Below are 19,100 nucleotides of genomic sequence, written 5' to 3' on the forward strand. Positions count from 1 at the left end.
ATATCTTTGCAAATACTAAATAATCTAAATATGAAAACATTAAAAGGAATATCATTATTATTTATGGCTGCTGCTTTTATGGTAAGCTGTAAACAAACTTCAAACGAGCAAAAAGAAGCGGTTACTACAGAAACTTCTGAAAAAGTAGCGTCTACAGAAGTTGCTGGAACTATGCAAAAAGCAACATTTCAGGTAGAAGGTATGTCTTGTGCCGTTGGTTGTGCAAAAGTTATTGAAGGAAAATTAGCGAAAATGGACGGCATGAAAAGTGCTAAAGTTGATTTTGATACAAAGACGGCAACTGTAGAGTTTGACGATGCGAAACAAAACACCGACGCTATCAAGAAAATGGTAGAAGAAATTGCAAACGGAGCTTATAAAGTAGAAAATGTAAATGTTTCTAAAGAAATGGCAATGGTTTTCCAAGATGATAAAACAGACCAAAAGAAATGTTGTTCATCTCACAAAGACGGTAAATCTTGCGGTGACAAAAAAGGTACTGAAAAGAAAAAAGACGGATGTTGCAGTAAAGACAAAAAAGATAAGAAAGCAACTACAAAACAGAATATAATCTAAATAAAAAACTCTTGAGAAATCAAGAGTTTTTTATTTGTTGGTCCATTCTAACGATTCCATTAAGGCTTTCATATCATCTTCGATGTATTTTGTAGCAGGATAAATTGAATCAAAATTTGGTTTAGAGTAAAAGTATAACGTACCTACTACAAAGTTTTTGGTGCTGTCTGTAGCGTAAAACTGTACATTGGTTGCAGCATCACCAATTACCTTATAAAACATGCCGTACGTTCTTTTTTCAGGATGTTCAAAAATCGATTCTTGGATATCGTCTGCTTTTATGGTATGGTTATACGTTAATTTTTGTGCGTCTTTCAACAATAAATTCAAGTTATTGTTAACCGGGCGGTAGTTCATATAAATACTCGCCTTCATCTTAGGATAATCAATTTTAAACGAAAAATTTTCATCGGGTTTTACAACAGCCCATTTGTTTTTGTTGAATTTGAATTTTCCACTTGGATCAGTATAAGTTTCATACGCCGCTGTAGGATATTCTAAACTTAAATAACCGTCGGGTTTTGGGATTGCATCTTCTTTACAACTTGTTAAAGCCAGTGCAATTATAGCGGGAATTAAAAATTTACTAGTTTTCATTAATGGTTACTTTAATTTTTTCTAATCTGCGTTTGTGAATGCTTACAACTTTAAAGCGGTAGTTTTCAAAAGTGATTACATCGTCGATTTTTGGAAAATCTTCAAACTGTTCCAGTAAAAACCCACCTAACGATTCGGCATCTTGTCTGCTTTCTTCAAACGGTTCTTCGTCAATATCTAAAATTCTGCAAAAATCAAGAATCGATACTTTTCCGTCAAAGATATAAACATTTGCATTTAGTTTCTGATACAATTTATCGTCTTCGTCTAATTCATCGGCAATTTCGCCTACAATTTCTTCAATAATATCTTCTAATGATATAATTCCCACGGTTTCGCCAAATTCATCAACAACGACCGCCAAATGGTTTTTGTCCGACTGAAAATCTGTCAGTAAATCATCTAACTTTTTACTTTCGGGAATAAAATAAGGTTCGCGCAAAAGAGTTGTCCACTGAAAAACTTTTTTATCCAAAAACGGAATCAAGTCTTTAATGTACAAAATGCCCGTAATATTGTCGATACTTTCTTTATAAACCGGAATACGCGAATAGCCTTTTTCTATAATTTGAGGCAGAATTTCATGAAATAATTCTTCATCACTTATCGCAAAAAGATCAATACGCGGAGTCATTACTTGTGTAACTTCGGTTGATCCAAAAGAGGCAATTCCTTCTAAAATTCGCTGCTCGTCCTCGTTTGCCGGGTTGTAATCGGTCATTTCCAAAGCCTGCGACAATTGTTCCATAGAAAACGAATCGTCTTTTTTGTCGATCTTTCCCATTATAAATCTGTTGGCTTTTCTAAAAATCCAGGTTACAGGCGTTAAAACGGTGCAGAAAACATAAATAGGTGTAATTGTTTTTACAACCACTTTGTTTAACTGGCGCGAGCTGTAAATTCTTGGGTAAATTTCGCCAAATAATGCCAACGAAAAAGTGCCAATTAATACTACAATGATGATTCCCCAAAAACGTGTATAAAAGAAATGGTTGTAAATAACGAACAAACTCCACAAAAACAAAACCTTGAAAATGGTGTTGCTTAGATTAATGGTTACCTGAAGTTTTATGGGTTTATCGAGTAATTTTTGATACATTTTTGCTTTTTGCGGAAAAGATGCCAAAAGCTGCTCAAAACGATTTCTAGATGTTGAAAAGTACGCAACTTCTACTGCTGCAAACAATGCAACAAAAAATAACGAAGCTACTAAACAAATGGTTGTGAAAGCTATAAAAAGTAATTGTAATGTGGCGGGGTCGGGATCCAAAGGGGAAAAGTTTAATTAATTAAAATGGAATATCGTTTAGTTTGTCGTAATCAGAAATTTTAGGAACTTCAAAATTGTTCAATTTATCTTCTTCGGCATGTTTCATTGCCTTGGTTTTAGCATCAATTTCTTTTTTTACGTTCAGAAAAATAAACTCGGTAACCTGAATTTCGGTCGTGTGTTTTGTAGTACCGTCTTCGGTTTGCCAGTTGCGCGTACGAATTTTTCCTTCTACATAAATTTTATCACCCTTGCTTAAATATTTTTCGCACAATTCGGCAGCTTTGTTTCTAAAAACAAGATTATGCCATTCTGTAGAAGTAATTTTTTCGTTGGTAGTTTTATTAATGTAAACCTCGTTGGTAGCAATAGAGAAGCGCGCAATAGAATTACCGCCTTCAAAATAATGCATTTTTACATCGTCGCCCAAATGGCCAATTAAAGTTACTTTGTTTAAAGTTCCGTACATAAAATGTGTTCGTTATCAATCAAAAATACTAAATTTTTTCAAGCGTAAAAAAATCTTTTAGAAAATTCCATATAACAATCGGATACGCATATAAATGTAAATCTTGAATTGCCGATGTTTGTTGGTTTGAAGTAAAATCAGAAACATTTATTTCATAAAAATTGATATGCAGTTGCTGGTGCGATAATTTGTGTTTGATGGTATTTGCAGTAACTTTTTTTATGCAGTTGTTTGGATAAAGGTTTGATAAATACAGGAAAAATTCTTCTTCGTTGTCTGTTGAAGTTTCGATAAGGGGAAATTCGAACAACTGTTGCCAAATGTCTTTTTCTGTTCGTTGCTGAATAACTATTTCGTTGTTTTTCCGTAAAATAAGATAATTCAAATACCTGTTTTTAACGCTGATCTTTTTGTTTTTTACGGGTAATTGTGCCACTTCGTTTTTCAGGAAAGCGAAACAGTTTTCGTTAAAAATACAGCTGCTACATTTTGGGTTTGCAGGTAAACAAACGGTTGCACCAAAATCCATAATGGCATGATTGAACAAATCGGGATGTTTTGTTGAGATCAGTTCGTTTGCCAGATTTTGAAAAACAGCTCGGGTTTTTGTTATAGCGATATCATCATAAATTCCAAAAAATCGAGCCAAAACTCTAAAAACATTTCCGTCAACAACTGCAACCGGTTCTTTATAAGCAAACGATGCTATTGCCGCCGCCGTGTATGGACCGATACCTTTTAGTTTGATAATTTCAGCATACGATTTGGGAAAAACGCCATTGAGTTCGTTGTAAATGTATTGAGCCGTGAAATGTAAGTTTCGTGCGCGAGAATAATATCCCAAACCCTGCCAAAGTTTTAAAACCGCATCTTCATCTGCCGTTGCCAGATCTTTTAATGTCGGGAATTTAGTTGTAAACGCCTCATAATACGGCAAGCCTTGTTCAATGCGTGTTTGTTGCAGAATAATTTCAGAAAGCCATATGTAGTAAGGGTTTGTGGTTGTTCGCCACGGTAAACTCCGCTTGTGTTTTTTATACCAATTAAGCAGTTGGTGGGTAAAATCCATCAATACAATTTTAAGGTGCAAAGATACACGATAAAAGTGTGGAAGATCAGCCTAAAAAAGGGTTTAATTTAAAATGAGTAACTTTGTAATAGTAGAAATTAAAAAAATGAATATGTTAGAAATCAAGACGTACAGTCAAGAAAACAAACCTGATCAAAATGAAAAAGAAACAATTTTAAACTTTCTATTTAAAAATTTAGAGCAATACGGCGATCCAAAACAGGATATCGAAAAGTGCATGAACTATGCCTTGAACGAAACACCTTCTTTCGGTGGATTCATCGTAACCGCTTCGTTAGAAAACAACATTGCAGGTGCTGTGATTGTTAACGAAACCGGCATGAAAGACTACATTCCCGAGAATATTCTGGTTTATATTGCAACCGATGCCAATCAACGCGGAAAAGGTATTGGTAAAGCACTAATGCAACATGCAATTGATAACGCCCAAGGAAACATTGCCCTACACGTAGAACCAGACAATCCTGCAATAAAACTTTACGAAAAGCTAGGTTTTACCAACAAGTATTTAGAAATGCGCTTAAACAAGTAATTGTTATGGCGATAATTACTTTACACAAAGAACGTTTACAATACAATTTTGAACGTTTAGATTATTTCTTTAAACTAAAAGAAATTCAATGGTCTGTGGTGACCAAAATACTCTGCGGAAACGAACTTTTTTTGAAAGAAGTTTTAAGTTTAATGCCCAATCAGGTATGTGATTCACGCGTTAGCAATTTAAAAGCGATCAAAAAAATAAATCCCAAGGTTGAAACCATTTACATTAAGCCAACTCCAAAACGGTCGGTTGCTTCGGTGGTAAAATATGCCGATATAAGCATGAATACTGATATTGAAACCATTAAACTGCTTTCGCACGAAGCCCAAAAGCAAAACAAAATCCATAAAATTATTATTATGATTGAATTGGGTGAGTTGCGAGAAGGTGTAATGCGTGATGATATTATATCATTTTACGATCAGGTTTTTCAGCTGAAAAATATCGAAGTAACGGGGATTGGAACCAATCTTTCTTGTTTGTATGGCGTGTTGCCAAGTACCGATAAATTAATTCAGCTTTCATTGTACAAACAGTTGATCGAGGCGAAGTTCAACAAAAAAATACCGTGTGTTTCTGGCGGATCTTCCGTAACAATTCCTTTGATCTTTCAAAACAAACTTCCGGCTGGTGTAAATCATTTCAGGGTAGGGGAAACGCTTTATCAGGGAACCGATGTTTATAAAGATGCACCAAGTAATCTGCTAAAGCAGGATATTTTTACTCTGAAAGCAGAAATTATTGAACTGATTGAAAAACCTAAAGTTCCCGAAGGTGATTTTGGAACTAATTTAGAAGGAAAATCATTTACTTTCGATCAAAAGGAAATCGGAAAAACATCGTTCCGTGCCATTTTAGATTTGGGTATTTTAGATGTAGATCAGGCAAATATCTTTCCTAAAGATGAAAATATAAAGTTTTTTGGCGCCAGTTCAGACATGATTATTGTTGATTTACAGGCTAACGACAAAAAATATAAAGTAGGCGATTATTTAGAATTTACTTTAAATTATATGGGCGCTTTGCGGGCAATGAACTCGTCGTACATAGAAAAAGTGGTGGTTTAGCAGTTATAACAAACCAATGGTAATAAAGAATATTGGTTTATTTCATTAAAATTTAATGCATTGAACGGTAGATATTATAATTAAATTAATATATTTGCACACTCAAAAAACAGACAACAAATTAATTTATAAACAGATAATGACTAAAGCAGACATTGTAGCTAAAATTTCAGAGAAATTAGGGCTTGAGAAAGGTGATGTGCAGGCAACTGTGGAATCTTTTATGGAGGAAGTAAAATCTTCTTTAGAAAGTGGAGATAACGTGTATTTAAGAGGTTTTGGTAGTTTTATTATTAAAACTAGAGCCGAAAAAACGGGAAGAAACATCTCTAAAAACACAACAATTAAAATTCCTGCTCACAACATTCCGGCTTTTAAACCAGCTAAAGTGTTCGTAGAAGGTGTTAAAACAAACACAGACGTAAAATAAATAATTACTAACTTAAAAACTACAAGATTATGCCAAGTGGTAAAAAAAGAAAAAGACATAAGGTAGCTACGCACAAACGTAAAAAAAGAGCGAGAGCTAACCGTCACAAGAAGAAAAAGTAGTTTTAAACTACTTTTTCTTTTATTACAAATTAAAAAGTTCTTTGAAAAATCTTTTAAATTTTATTTTAAAAGAAAGGGTAATACCTGTTTAATGTTTAATCCATCTGTGCTTTTAAGTTATTAGTTTTGGGTTTTAAGTTTTAAGTTTTTGGACTTTCAACTTTTTACTTTCGACTTTCAACTGAAATAGTATGGATAAAAATGTACCAAGTGAACAAAGAGTTAATTATTAGGTCTGGTTCCAATACAGTAGATTTTGCCTTATTAAAAGACGGGAAATTAGTAGAATTACACAGAGACAGAGAAGACGAAAAAGGTTTCTCGGTAGGCGATATTTTTATAGCAAAAATACGCAAACCGGTTCCTGGCTTAAACGCGGCGTTTGTAAATGTTGGTTTCGATAAAGATGCCTTTTTACATTACCACGATTTGGGTCCAAACCTTCCTACGCTTATGAAGTTCACAAAACTTGTAACTGCAGGTAAATTAAATGATTTCACTCTTAAAAAATTTCCTTTTGAACCTGAAATTGATAAAAACGGCGTTATAACCGATGTGTTAAGTGCCAACCAATCAGTTTTAGTACAGATAGTTAAAGAACCTATATCAACCAAAGGTCCGCGAATTAGTTCAGAACTTTCGCTTGCCGGTCGTTATTTAGTATTGGTTCCTTTTTCCGAACGTGTTTCGATCTCACAAAAAATCGAATCAAAACAAGAAAAAGAGCGTCTTAAAAAAATGATGCTTACTATTAAACCAAAAGGTTTCGGCGTTATTGTTCGTACAGTAGCCGAAGGCAAAAATGTTACAGAATTAGAAAAAGACTTACAAGGTTTAATGGATAAATGGATTTTACTTTGTAAACGTTTAACCACAGCTCATCACCCATCAAAAGTTTTTGGCGAAGTAAACAGAGCATCAAGCATTTTGCGCGATGTTTTTAATGATACTTTTACCGGAATCCATATAGATGACGATGAACTTTATTACCAAACGAAGGACTATCTGCAAGAAATAGCCCCTTCAAAAGTTTCCATTGTAAAGCATTATAACAACAAAGAAGTGCCGTTGTTCGAGAAATATCATATTGAACGACAAATTAAAACTTCATTCGGTAAAACCGTATCTATGAGCAAAGGAGCCTATCTTATCATAGAACACACCGAAGCTTTGCATGTTATCGATGTTAACAGCGGAAACCGCTCAAACAAAGCTCTATCTCAAGAGGACACAGCTCTTGAAGTAAACATGATCGCCGCATCAGAAATTGCACGCCAGTTAAGATTGCGCGATATGGGCGGAATTATTGTAGTCGATTTTATCGATATGAGTAATCCCGAAAATCGTAAAGTTTTATACGATTACCTAAAAGAAGAAATGAGCGATGATAAAGCAAAACACAAAATCTTGCCTCCTAGTAAATTTGGATTAATTCAAATTACTAGACAAAGAGTTAGACCTGAAGTTTCTATCAAAACAAAAGAAGAAAACCCTGACCATAACGGTGAAGGAGAAATTGAGGCTCCAATTTTAGTTATTGATAAAATATCAGCTGACCTAGAAAGAATTGTTAAAGACCATAAAACTATGGTTTTAAGTGCGCACCCTTTTATAGCTGCGTATCTTACAAAAGGTTTACCGTCGGTACGTGCTAAATGGTTTTTAGAACACAAACGTTGGATAAAAATTATACCGCGAGATGCCTACACCTATTTAGAATACCATTTCTTTGACAAACAAGGAAACCAGATTGAATAAAAAAATGCCGAACCTACGTTCGGCATTTTTTGTTTGTACTAATTCTTAATTGTTAACATATCGATTAATTAGTAGTTGAAATATTTTGTTAAAATGTATTAATTGTTATATTTGTTATTAAAATTTAAAAGATATGTTTATGAAAAAAAGTTTTTTAACCTTATTAGGTTTAGTTGCTATCTCTACAACTGCAGTAGCGCAGCAAGAAGTAAAATTTGGTCCAAAAGCCGGCGTTAATATTGCTAATTTGTCTGGATTAGACAATAGTGAAATGAAAATTGGTTTTCATGTAGGTGCTGTTGCAGAAATTAAATTTAACGAAAAATTTTCAGTTCAACCAGAGGTTCTTTATTCAGCTCAAGGAGCAAAAAGTTCAATAGTAACACCATTAGGGACTATTGAGAGTGAGGTAAAGAATGACTACATTAATGTGCCAATTATGGCAAAGTATTACATAGTAGAGGGTTTTTCGGCTGAATTAGGACCGTACGTTGGTTTCTTGATGAAATCTGAAACAAAGGTTGGTGATGTTACGGCTGATGCTAAAGATTCTTATAAATCTGTTGACTTTGGTTTAGGTGTTGGTTTAGCTTATGATTTACCTATGGGACTTTTTGTTGGAGCGAGATATAATTTAGGATTATCAAAAGCTAATGAAGATGTACCAGCAGGAATTCTTACAGTTCAAACAGATGATATTAAAAACGGTGTAATCCAAGTAGGAGTTGGTTACAAATTCTAATAATTAAGATATTTAGTTAAACCGCAACATATTGTTGCGGTTTTATTTTTTATATTTTTTCGTTAAATTATATAACATAATTATATTTGTTGAAAATTAAAAATTACAATTATGAAAAAAATTACCTTAACCCTTTTAGGGTTAGTTGCATTCTCTACAAGTGCATTAGCGCAACAAGAAGTAAGATTTGGTCCTAAAGCAGGTGTTAATATTGCTAATATAAGTGGAAAGGATGCAAATGACAATAAAATGTTAATCGGCTTTCATGTGGGAGCATTTGCAGAAATTAAGTTCAACGAAAAATTCGCTGTTCAGCCGGAGATTCTGTATTCGGCTCAAGGGGCAAAACGTGAAGGAACTAGAAATGTTATGGGTGTGAATGTAACTACAAATACTACATCTAAAATTGATTATATTAATGTGCCTATTATGGCTAAATATTATATAGCGCCAAGTTTTGCTGTTGAAGCAGGACCTTATGTTGGTTTTCTAATGTCTGCAAAAACGGAAGGAACAATTAATTCCATGGGTGAAAACGTGTCAATTGAGAGTGATGATAAAGATTTTTCTAACTCTATTGATTTTGGTGTTGGCGCTGGAGCAAGTTTCAATTTAGATAATGGTTTTTTTATTGGAGCTCGTTATAATTTAGGTTTGTCAAAAGTAGGTAAAGATAATACACTAAATTTTGGAGATGTTGATATTAATGTTGAAGCTTTAGATACTAAAAATGCAGTCATTCAAGTTTCTGTTGGTTACAAATTCTAATAAGTAAAGATATTAAGTAAAACCGCAACAATTTGTTGCGGTTTTTTTGTGGAAAAAAGTTACAGTTTAATAATTTGCGCAGTAACATGTTTGTGTTATTTTGAGTAACTTCGGCTTTGGATTAAAATTTGATAAATAATTCATAAAGCCCAATACTATGAAAAAGTTACCTAAAATTATAACAATGCTTTTTACTGTGTTTTTATGCGGAAATGCAGTACAGGCGCAAGATTTCTCATTCGGACCTAAAGTGGGTTACAACAATGCAAAATTAGAAGGGAAAAGCTGGCAGGATTTTCACGACAATAATTCCATTAATGGATTTCACGTGGGTGCATTTGCAGAAATTCGTTTTAACAAATTTGCCATTCAGCCCGAAGTTTATTATTCGTCAGCAGGTGGTAAATGGAAAACTACATTTGAAAACGCTACCGTTGAACACGATTTTAACTTAAGTTATGTAAACGTGCCGTTAATGTTGAAGTATTATATTACCAACGGAATTGCCATTGAAGCAGGTCCACAAGCCGGATTTTTAACCGATTCGAAAGTTAAGTTTTCAGACTTAAATCCGGACAGTACTAAATTCAATGACTTTGATTTTTCGCTGAATGTTGGTTTAAGTGTCAATTTACCATTAAACTTTATGATTTCTGCGCGTTACAATGCCGGAATGACAAATGTTATCGATGAACCGAATGTTGACTGGAAAAACCGCGTAATGCAACTTTCTGTCGGATATCGTTTTTAATTCGTAGATTTTTAAATAAGTTAAATTTTACGTCAGTTCGAGTAAGAATTTCGAAGAGAAGCGGAGGAATTCTGTATCGAGAACTAAATAAGAAAGCTGTTTAGGAAAGTTAACTATTGTCATTCCGGACTTGATCCGGAATCTCATTTATTTTGATTAAAAACTTTATGAGAAGCTGAATCAAGTTCAGCTTGACAAATTAGTGTTTGTTAAACAGTTTTTTATCTTTTATTCTGAAAAAAAGTCAGCATCAATTCTTTACATTCATCTTCTAAAACACCGTAAACAATTTCCGTTTTCGGGTGCAGTTGTCCGCCAATTGTGGTAAACCCGCGTTTATTATCTTGTGCACCAACCACAATTTTAGAAATCTGACTCCAATACAACGCACCGGCACACATTTGGCAAGGTTCAACCGTTAAATACATGGTGCAGTTTTTTAAATACTTGCCACCAATGGCGTTTGCTGCAGCTGTAATTGCCTGCATTTCGGCGTGAGCGGTAACATCCTTCAAATTTTCGGTTAAATTATGCGTCTTCGCTATTATGGAATTATTCGCCACGATAACCGCTCCAATAGGAATTTCGTTTTTTAAAAGCGCTTCTTTTGCTTCGTTTAAAGCAATCCGCATAAAATATTCGTCGTTCAACAGCATTTCAATCAGTAAATTATTCGTTCAAAAATAAGATATTATTGTAAATTTGTTTAATAATTTAAAAGTTAATGACCCCAATTTTACCAACAATTCAATTTCCTTCCGATTTAAAATCGAAAACCTTGGAACAGCTGCAACAGTTGGCAGATGAAATCCGTAGGTTTATTATCGATGTTGTTTCGGTAAACGGCGGTCATTTAGGTGCAAGTCTGGGTGTTGTAGAACTAACCATTGCATTGCATTACGTGTTTGATACACCTATTGACAAATTGGTTTGGGATGTGGGACATCAGGCGTATGTGCACAAAATTTTAACCGGTCGTAAAGCCGATTTTGAAACCAACCGACAAAAAAACGGATTGAGCGGATTTCCTAAAATCAGCGAAAGCGAATACGATGCTTTTGGTGTTGGGCATTCATCTACATCTATATCGGCAGCTTTGGGAATGGCGATTGCCAGCAAATTGAAAAACGAGGACGATATTCAGCATATTGCGGTTATTGGTGATGCATCTATTGCTTCGGGAATGGCGTTTGAAGCCTTAAATCATGCCGGTGTTACAAATGCCAATTTAATTGTGGTTTTAAACGATAATGCTATTGGGATCGATCCGAGTGTAGGTGCGTTGAAAAGCTATTTAATGCAGGTAAAGCAAGGCGAAAATCCAAAGAGTAACAACATGATAAAATCATTGAATTTTAAATATGTGGGACCGGTTGATGGACACGATTTAAAAGCATTGATTCATGAACTGCAAAGATTGAAAGTTAAAAGCGGACCACAGTTTTTACATATCACCACCACAAAAGGCAAAGGGTTAAAGCAGGCAGAAGAAAATCAGGTGTTGTATCATGCGCCGGGAAAATTTGATAAAATTACAGGCGATCTGCTTGAAAATAATACACAGAAGTTTACAAAATATCAGGATGTTTTCGGACTGACTTTATTAGAATTAGCGCAGCAAAATTCCAAAATATTTGCCATTACACCTGCAATGCCAACGGGAAGTTCGCTAAAATACATGATGGACGAAATTCCTGAACGCGCTATTGACGTAGGTATTGCTGAACAGCATGCGGTTACATTGGCAGCCGGCATTTCATTAAGTGGTTTCACTGTTTTCTGCGCCATTTATTCTACTTTTTTGCAACGCGCGTACGATCAATTGATTCACGATGTGGCGTTGCAGAATATTCCGGTTATTTTCTGTATAGATCGTGCCGGTTTGGTGGGCGAAGACGGTGCAACACATCAGGGCGTTTTTGATATTGCGTATTTACAGGCAATACCAAACCTTACCATTTTGGCTCCGAAAGATGCAGTAGAATTGCGTCAAACCTTATTCACGTTGCAGAATAATAATTCAAAGCCGGTGGCAGTTCGTTATCCACGCGGATATTCATCTGTCGAAAATTGGAAAGTTCTTTTTAAAACAGTCGATCTTTCTAAAATTCAATCGATAAAAAAAGGAAAAAAAGCAGCCGTTTTTTCAACAGGAACCATTTTAGAAAATGTTTTAGAAGCATTAAGTTTCGATACAGATTACTTTGCGGTGCATCATTTCTTACAAATAAAACCTTTAAACGAAACAGAAATTGTGGAGTTGATTAAAGGTTTTGAAACTATTATTACGGTAGAAGAAGGAGTAATTAAAGGCGGTTTTGGCAGTGTAATCAATCAGATTATTTTGGCAAACAATATAAATGTTAAGGTAATAAATTTAGGTGTTCCCGATGTTTTTATAGAACACGCAACGGTGAACGAACAGCTTAAGCAGTGTGGATTAGATGTGGAATCTATGCAGAATTTATTTAAAAAAATACGTAATGTTTAAATTTAAGATAATTGTTTTTTTTATGTTATTGTCGGCAGTTGGTTTCTCGCAACCGTTGGATTCTCTGCACATAAAAAAAACAAGTACAGATGTAAATACTTTTTACAGAACGCAGTTTTCGGTTTTTGATACGCTGGTAAAAAGAAACGATACCCTTTTTTTACGACCAATTACGGTAGAACCTAAAATGGTTTTGCAAGATTCGGTACTCATGAATTTAAAATCGGGCGATGTGCAACAGGTTGTTGTTTCAACGTTCGAAGTTACCAAACGCAACAAAAATACCGATCTGGCATACTTTTTAATATCAAAACCAACCGGATTTGTTTATGACAGACTACCGCGTGCCAATTCGCAAATTCCGTATGATGCATTGTCTCCGATTCGATCTGAAGTAAGTTTCTGGAAAAAAACGAACAGTTTGGGATTAGATATCAACCAAGGAACCTTCTCTAACTGGAATGCCGGTGGTTTTAGTTCTGTTTCGGGCATCGTTAAAGGCGATTTTACAAGAAAATATGAAAAAGGACGAACAGTGTGGTTGAACGAATTAAAAGTGCGTTATGGTTTAAATAAACAAGAAAATTTGGAACTTCGAAAAACCGATGACGTTTTAAACATCAATTCCTCTTTCGGTTATAAAACATCGGTAAAATCAAACTGGTATTATTCTGCAAAAATGACGCTGAATACCCAAATGGCGAACGGTTACGCGTATCCCAACGTAGAAGATCCAATTTCGCGTGCATTTGCGCCGGCATATCTTTTTGCGGGTATCGGTTCCGAATATTTCAAAAACAACTTTAAAGCTTATATTTCGCCGCTTACCTTGAAATCTACGTTTGTTTTGGATAATACTTTGGCAAATAAAGGTGAATTTGGTTTGGAAGGTGGTATTTTCGATGCTGATGGAAATTTACTGAAAGCAGGAAAAAAATCGAGAAACGAACTGGGGTTTTTGTTTACCAGCGAATGGAATAAATCGATCATGAAAAACGTTAATCTTAAAAATAATCTGACACTTTATACCGATTATCTGAATAACTTTGGAAATGTTGATGTAGATTGGCAGTTGCAGTTAGAGATGAAGGTAAACAGTTTAATTAAGGCAACTTTGGGCGGACATTTGATTTATGATGATGATATTAAAAACAAACGCGATGTAAACGGAACACAGATTACCGAAGGTCCGCGCGTGCAGTTTAAACAGTTGTTAAGTGTTGGTTTGGTTTATAATTTTTAAGAGATGAAAGTTTTTTTTAGCATATTGATACTGTTGGTTTCTGTCAAAACATTTTCGCAGGCTATTGATAGTTTGCCGGCTTTGGACAGAACCATAAAAGTAACCGATCCGTTTTATCGAGAAGATCAGTTTTATGTGGGTGTAACGCATAGTTTAATGATGAAACAACCCGATAATTTTTCGACTAATTCTATTTCAATAGGAACAAATTTTGGTTTTCTGCGCGATTTTCCGATCAATAAACAACGAACGGTTGCAATTGCTCCGGGTGTTGGTTTTGCATTTTATAATTTGCGACACAATATGGCATTGATTGATAATGATCCCGTTACTTTTGAAATTGATAACGATCGAGAAAAAAATGTACAGAAACTGTCTTACATCGAAATTCCGTTTGAAATCCGTTGGCGTAATTCAAAAGTACATTCACATAAATTTTGGCGTGTTTATACCGGAATTAAATACAGTTATTTGTTGAATGCAACTTCAAAGTACGAAGGTGCTTTAGGAAATCATAGTTTTAAAAACAGTGATCTGCTGTCAAGATCAAATTTAGGAGTTTATATTTCGGCAGGTTTCAACACCTGGAATTTATACGGATATTACGGTTTTAAACCTTTATACAACAAAAATACAATTGATACCGGAAGCCATATAAACATGCTAAATGTAGGTTTGATGTTTTACATCTTATAAAACAAAATAAACGACGGTACAAAACCAATCAAAGCACCAACAATAATTTCAACGTTGGTATGTGCCCTTAAATACAATCGAGAGGAAGCTACCAAACCGATTATTAGTAGTAATGCCGGTAAAATATAAAACGGGTTTAAATAGTAGGTGGTAGTTTGGTTTACAAATAACGGGATGGCACTGCAAACGCTTGCTACGTGTACGCTGTATTTACGCTTTAACAATATGCCGAAGAATAAAATCGTATACGAAATACAGTATCCGATAAAAAATACTTTTAAAGAGGAATTGGATGCGTTTTCCCAGATTTTAAAAATAAGAATATTTATAATTACGATATTCAAAAACATTGGGGCACTGCGTTCTCGCAGATTCTGAATCATTACCGATGATTTTAACAATCCCAGTGATTTCAAGAAAAAGTAAATACACACAGGTAACAGAAAAGTCATTAAAAAAGCCTGACCGGTTGCTAGATATTGTTCTAACGGAATAAAAAAATCGGCATTTAATAAGTAAAAACATCCTGTGATTATTGTTGGAATAAAAACAGGATGGAATATGTAGGATATTATTTTAGCAACATACTTCATTAAATCTTTTTGCGCATTCTTGCCACCGGAATATCTAACTGTTCGCGGTATTTTGCAACCGTTCTGCGGGCAATAGGGTAGCCTTTTTCCTTAAGCATTTCTGCCAGTTTATCATCTGGTAAAGGTTTTTGCTTGTCTTCGTCGGCGATAATCCTTTGCAGAATATTTTTAATTTCAATTGTCGAAACCTCTTCTCCTTGATCGTTGGTCATTGATTCAGAGAAAAATTCCTTAATCAGTTTGGTTCCGTAAGGTGTATCAACATATTTGCTGTTGGCAACACGTGAAATGGTCGAAATATCCAAACCAACCATATCGGCAATATCCTTTAAAATCATCGGACGGATTTTTGTTTCTTCACCTTCCAGAAAATATTCTTGTTGATATTCGATAATAGCGCTCATGGTAACAAAAAGTGTTTCCTGACGTTGTTTAATGGCATCGATAAACCATTTGGCACCGTCTAATTTTTGCTTTATGAACTGTACCGCATCTTTTTGAGCCGACGATTTTTGGTTTGCTTCTTTATAGGTTTGCAACATTTCCTGATAATCTTTAGAAACGTGCAGTTCCGGAGCGTTACGACTGTTTAAATGTAGTTCAATTTCTCCGTCATCGACCTTTACAGTAAAATCGGGGATGATGTGTTCTACAGCACGAGAATTTCCTGCAAAACTTCCGCCCGGTTTCGGGTTCAGTTTTTCAATTTCATCAATAGCCTTGCGAAGTTGTGATTGCGAAACGTTGTATTTCTGCAATAACTTATCGTAATGTTTCTTGGTAAAAGCCTCGAACTGATTATCAATAACGTCTTTTGCAAGATCTATCGATTCGTTTGGAGTTTTATTGTTCAGTTGCAATAACAAGCATTCCTGCAAATCGCGAGCACCCACACCGCTTGGTTCCAATTCGTGGATAATGTTTTCCAAAATACTTTTAACCTGCTCTTCGCTGGCGTAAATTCCCTGCGTAAATGCCATATCATCTACAATATCCTGAATATCACGACGAATGTAACCCATATCGTCCATACTGCCAATTAAAAACTCGGCAATAGTACGTTCTTCATCGGTTAAAATAAAAGTGTTCAGCTGTTCAATTAAGTTCTGATGGAAACTTACCTGCGCTTCAATCGGCATAAAGGTTTCGTCATCATCATCGCTGTAATTGTTGCTTTTAAGCTTGTAGTCGGGGGTTTCGTCGTCGCTTAAATAATCATCAATGTTGATGTCGTCTGTGTCGATGTGTTCATTGTCGTAATCATCAAATTCGTCCGAATTATCCTGAAACTCATCTGCATCGTTCACTTCATCTTTCCCAGATTCCAACGCCGGATTTTCAACCAATTCTTCTTTTAAACGTTGTTCAAATGCAAGCGTAGGCAATTGAATCAATTTCATTAATTGAATTTGCTGAGGCGATAATTTCTGCGATAATTTAAACTGTAAATTCTGTTTTAACATTTTATAATGCTCCTATAACTTTTAGTAATAAAAAAAGTTTGACACAAACTAATTTATTCAAAAATAACAAATAATTAGCGTTGTGTCAAACTTAATATGCTATAAAATCTATGAAAGATTCTTTTTTAAAATTCTGCGTTTTGTGGTGTTCTTGGGAACGGAATTACGTCGCGAATGTTGGTCATGCCGGTTACGAACAATACCAAACGTTCAAAACCTAAACCAAATCCAGAGTGAACTGCCGATCCAAATTTACGGGTATCCAAGTACCACCATAATTCTTCTTCGGGAATATTTAATGCCTGCATTTTTTCTACCAACACATCGTAGCGTTCTTCACGTTGCGATCCGCCTACGATTTCACCGATTCCAGGGAATAAAATATCCATTGCACGAACCGTTTTACCATCGTCGTTCAAACGCATGTAGAACGATTTAATATCTGCAGGATAATCAAACAAAATTACCGGACATTTAAAGTGTTTTTCAACCAAGAAACGCTCATGCTCACTTTGTAAATCGGCACCCCATTCTTCAATTAAATACTGGAATTTTTTGTTTTTGTTCGGTTTCGATCCTTTTAAAATATCAATAGCTTCGGTGTAAGAAACACGTTTGAAATTGTTTTCCATAACAAATTTCAGTTTCTCCATCAATGTCATTTCCGAACGATCTGCCTGTGGTTTCGATTTTTCTTCGTCTATCAATCGTGCTTCCAACTGTAATAAATCGTCTTCGCATTTTTCAACCGTATATTTAATTACGAATTTGATGAAATCTTCCGCCAAATCCATATTATCATCTAAATTATTAAAGGCAACTTCAGGCTCGATCATCCAAAACTCGGCTAAATGGCGCGATGTGTTTGAATTTTCAGCACGGAAAGTCGGTCCGAATGTATAGATCGATCCCAATGCCATTGCATACGCTTCGCCTTCTAACTGACCCGAAACGGTTAAATTGGTATGCTTGCCGAAGAAATCTTCTTTGTAATTAATGCTTCCGTCTTCGTTTTTCGGAGCAGAACCATCTAAAGGAAGTGATGTAACCTGAAACATTTCACCAGCACCTTCGGCATCAGATCCCGTGATAATCGGCGTGTTTACATAGAAAAATCCGTTATCTTGAAAGTATTTGTGCACCGCGTAAGAAAGCGTACTGCGCACACGCATAATAGCACCAAACATATTGGTACGAATGCGCAAATGAGCATTTTCGCGTAAAAATTCTAACGAGTGTTTTTTAGGCTGTATCGGATATTTTTCGGCATCAGAATCGCCTAAAATCTCCAACGTATTTGCCTGAATTTCGTATTTCTGACCTTTACCCTGACTTTCAACCAATGTACCTTTAACGCTAATTGCTGCGCCGGTTGTAATACGTTTAATGGTTTCTTCAGGAAAAGCGTCTAATTCTAAAACGCATTGTATGTTATGAATGGTAGATCCGTCGTTTAACGCAATGAACTGGTTGTTTCTAAAAGTACGAACCCAGCCTTTAGCCACTACTTCTTGTAAAAGACTTGAACCTGCTAAAAGATCTTTAATCTTAGTATGTTTCATTATATTTTGCTATAATTTAGATGTCAATAATTACAGTGGGTAAAATTACAACTTTTTTTAGTTTTTGGTACGATTAATTTTTAAGCTGTTGGTTGCCGATTTTTATATCTTTGATATAGTGTATTTATAATTGCTAATAAATGAAAATAGCTAGATTTCAAAGAAATGCAATAATAATTTGTGTTTTACCAATTATTGCATTTATAATAGCTAACTATACTCAACAGTATAGGGTTTCTAATAGAAATATTTATTTAACCATGATTGCAGCAATTTACATGTTATGGGCTGTGTCTCTTTTGTGGGGGCTTATTAATTCAATATTCATATTAAATGACAAAAATCATAAACTTAAAAAAAGAATTTTTTGGTCTATAATAAGTATGTTGCCTTTAATTTATTTGGGAATAATGTTGTGTACTTCTTTTATTATAGATGAATTTAATAATGATGATATAATTCTTGAATCTGGCGAAAGAATTGATGGTTATTATCGTAATTCCTGACCTGATTTTTAAAATCTGTGTATCTCCTATGTTTGCAAAGTTATAAATTTGAATAAAATAAGATAAAAAAGGATGAGAGTTGACAGTGCATTAAATAACATAGTAATGTATATTCAGCCACAGATATAACCTCATTCTTGTTTTATCTTTTAGAGTCTGAACAGAATGTAAGGAATAATCAACCATAAGATTATATCCAGAATATCCAACCAGGAGACAAGACGAAGGGAGATTTTTTATCTTATAATTTTAGTTTTATTCACAAAAAAAGTTGGAAATGAAAGTTTTAAAGCAAGTATTAGGAGTCGATGTTTCCCAAAAAGAATTAGAAGTGAGTTTAGGCAGGCTAAACGAAGATTTAAGCA

Annotated in this window: 20 protein-coding genes; 12 read left to right on the top strand and 8 right to left on the bottom strand. The window is 34.8% G+C overall.

Annotation, left to right across the window (positions count from 1 at the left end):
- Positions 1-30: 30 nt before the first annotated feature.
- Positions 31-576: a heavy-metal-associated domain-containing protein gene (locus F0460_RS01295; RefSeq protein ID WP_150009506.1), complete on the top strand. Its 546-nt coding sequence runs from the start codon at positions 31-33 to the stop codon at positions 574-576.
- Between the two features lie 30 nt (positions 577-606).
- Here F0460_RS01295 and gldD read toward each other — a convergent pair whose 3' ends face one another.
- Genes gldD through mutY form a run of 4 tightly spaced genes read right to left on the bottom strand, consistent with a single transcriptional unit; the run spans position 607 to position 3,981 of the window.
- Positions 607-1,173: a gliding motility lipoprotein GldD gene (gldD, locus tag F0460_RS01300; RefSeq protein WP_150009507.1), complete on the bottom strand. Its 567-nt coding sequence runs from the start codon at positions 1,171-1,173 to the stop codon at positions 607-609.
- The gene (gene gldE, locus F0460_RS01305; protein ID WP_150009508.1) at positions 1,163-2,443 is read right to left on the bottom strand and encodes a gliding motility-associated protein GldE; all 1,281 of its coding nucleotides are present in this window, start codon (positions 2,441-2,443) and stop codon (positions 1,163-1,165) included. The genes gldD and gldE overlap by 11 nt, the downstream gene beginning before the upstream one ends.
- Before the next feature lie 19 nt (positions 2,444-2,462).
- Complete coding sequence (locus tag F0460_RS01310) at positions 2,463-2,912, bottom strand: single-stranded DNA-binding protein (protein WP_091517402.1); 450 nt, start codon at positions 2,910-2,912, stop codon at positions 2,463-2,465.
- A 28-nt stretch (positions 2,913-2,940) separates the two neighbouring features.
- Positions 2,941-3,981 carry an A/G-specific adenine glycosylase gene (gene mutY, locus F0460_RS01315; protein ID WP_150009509.1) on the bottom strand — a complete coding sequence of 347 codons (1,041 nt, stop codon included), beginning with the start codon at positions 3,979-3,981 and terminating at the stop codon, positions 2,941-2,943.
- Between the two features lie 73 nt (positions 3,982-4,054).
- On the opposite strand from mutY, the gene F0460_RS01320 reads away from it, so the two are divergent.
- From F0460_RS01320 to F0460_RS01350, 7 genes are all read left to right on the top strand, one after another.
- Positions 4,055-4,534: a GNAT family N-acetyltransferase gene (locus tag F0460_RS01320; protein ID WP_223810740.1), complete on the top strand. Its 480-nt coding sequence runs from the start codon at positions 4,055-4,057 to the stop codon at positions 4,532-4,534.
- Between the two features lie 5 nt (positions 4,535-4,539).
- The gene (locus tag F0460_RS01325) at positions 4,540-5,610 is read left to right on the top strand and encodes an alanine racemase (RefSeq protein WP_150009510.1); all 1,071 of its coding nucleotides are present in this window, start codon (positions 4,540-4,542) and stop codon (positions 5,608-5,610) included.
- A gap of 94 nt (positions 5,611-5,704) precedes the next feature.
- A complete protein-coding gene (locus F0460_RS01330) occupies positions 5,705-6,040 on the top strand; it encodes an HU family DNA-binding protein (protein ID WP_223810741.1) in 336 nt (111 codons plus the stop codon).
- Positions 6,041-6,372: 332 nt separating this feature from the next.
- A complete protein-coding gene (locus tag F0460_RS01335; protein ID WP_150009511.1) occupies positions 6,373-7,920 on the top strand; it encodes an Rne/Rng family ribonuclease in 1,548 nt (515 codons plus the stop codon).
- A gap of 139 nt (positions 7,921-8,059) precedes the next feature.
- On the top strand, positions 8,060-8,662 hold the full coding sequence (locus tag F0460_RS01340; RefSeq protein WP_150009512.1) for a porin family protein: 603 nt from the start codon (positions 8,060-8,062) through the stop codon (positions 8,660-8,662).
- A 111-nt stretch (positions 8,663-8,773) separates the two neighbouring features.
- Positions 8,774-9,430 (top strand): porin family protein, encoded by a 657-nt coding sequence (locus tag F0460_RS01345; RefSeq protein WP_150009513.1) that lies wholly within the window; start codon positions 8,774-8,776, stop codon positions 9,428-9,430.
- A 157-nt stretch (positions 9,431-9,587) separates the two neighbouring features.
- Positions 9,588-10,181 carry a porin family protein gene (locus tag F0460_RS01350; RefSeq protein WP_150009514.1) on the top strand — a complete coding sequence of 198 codons (594 nt, stop codon included), beginning with the start codon at positions 9,588-9,590 and terminating at the stop codon, positions 10,179-10,181.
- 221 nt (positions 10,182-10,402) lie between these two features.
- Here F0460_RS01350 and F0460_RS01355 read toward each other — a convergent pair whose 3' ends face one another.
- Positions 10,403-10,837: a nucleoside deaminase gene (locus F0460_RS01355; RefSeq protein ID WP_397361792.1), complete on the bottom strand. Its 435-nt coding sequence runs from the start codon at positions 10,835-10,837 to the stop codon at positions 10,403-10,405.
- A 68-nt stretch (positions 10,838-10,905) separates the two neighbouring features.
- Here F0460_RS01355 and F0460_RS01360 point away from each other — a divergent pair, with 68 nt between their 5' ends.
- From F0460_RS01360 to F0460_RS01370, 3 genes are read left to right on the top strand one after another with little or no spacing between them, the layout of a single operon-like run.
- Positions 10,906-12,672, top strand: a complete 1,767-nt coding sequence (locus tag F0460_RS01360; protein WP_150009516.1) for a 1-deoxy-D-xylulose-5-phosphate synthase — start codon at positions 10,906-10,908, stop codon at positions 12,670-12,672.
- Entirely contained in the window at positions 12,665-13,915 is a 1,251-nt protein-coding gene (locus F0460_RS01365; RefSeq protein ID WP_190304060.1) for a DUF3078 domain-containing protein, read from the top strand. Before F0460_RS01360 ends, F0460_RS01365 begins: the two co-directional genes overlap by 8 nt.
- Positions 13,916-13,918: 3 nt before the next feature.
- The gene (locus F0460_RS01370; RefSeq protein WP_150009518.1) at positions 13,919-14,611 is read left to right on the top strand and encodes a porin family protein; all 693 of its coding nucleotides are present in this window, start codon (positions 13,919-13,921) and stop codon (positions 14,609-14,611) included.
- Here F0460_RS01370 and F0460_RS01375 read toward each other — a convergent pair.
- From F0460_RS01375 to asnS, 3 genes are all read right to left on the bottom strand, one after another.
- On the bottom strand, positions 14,599-15,204 hold the full coding sequence (locus F0460_RS01375) for a SoxR reducing system RseC family protein (protein WP_150009519.1): 606 nt from the start codon (positions 15,202-15,204) through the stop codon (positions 14,599-14,601). The two genes, F0460_RS01370 and F0460_RS01375, sit on opposite strands and share 13 nt — an antisense overlap.
- Complete coding sequence (rpoN, locus tag F0460_RS01380; protein ID WP_150009520.1) at positions 15,204-16,667, bottom strand: RNA polymerase factor sigma-54; 1,464 nt, start codon at positions 16,665-16,667, stop codon at positions 15,204-15,206. The genes F0460_RS01375 and rpoN overlap by 1 nt, the downstream gene beginning before the upstream one ends.
- 125 nt (positions 16,668-16,792) lie before the next feature.
- A complete protein-coding gene (gene asnS, locus F0460_RS01385) occupies positions 16,793-18,229 on the bottom strand; it encodes an asparagine--tRNA ligase (RefSeq protein WP_150009521.1) in 1,437 nt (478 codons plus the stop codon).
- Between the two features lie 140 nt (positions 18,230-18,369).
- Between asnS and F0460_RS01390 the strand changes: the two genes are divergently transcribed.
- On the top strand, positions 18,370-18,735 hold the full coding sequence (locus tag F0460_RS01390; protein ID WP_150009522.1) for a hypothetical protein: 366 nt from the start codon (positions 18,370-18,372) through the stop codon (positions 18,733-18,735).
- The last annotated feature ends 365 nt before the right edge of the window (positions 18,736-19,100 follow it).

This window comes from Paenimyroides baculatum (genome assembly GCF_008629655.1).
In the GTDB taxonomy this organism is placed as follows: domain Bacteria; phylum Bacteroidota; class Bacteroidia; order Flavobacteriales; family Flavobacteriaceae; genus Flavobacterium; species Flavobacterium baculatum.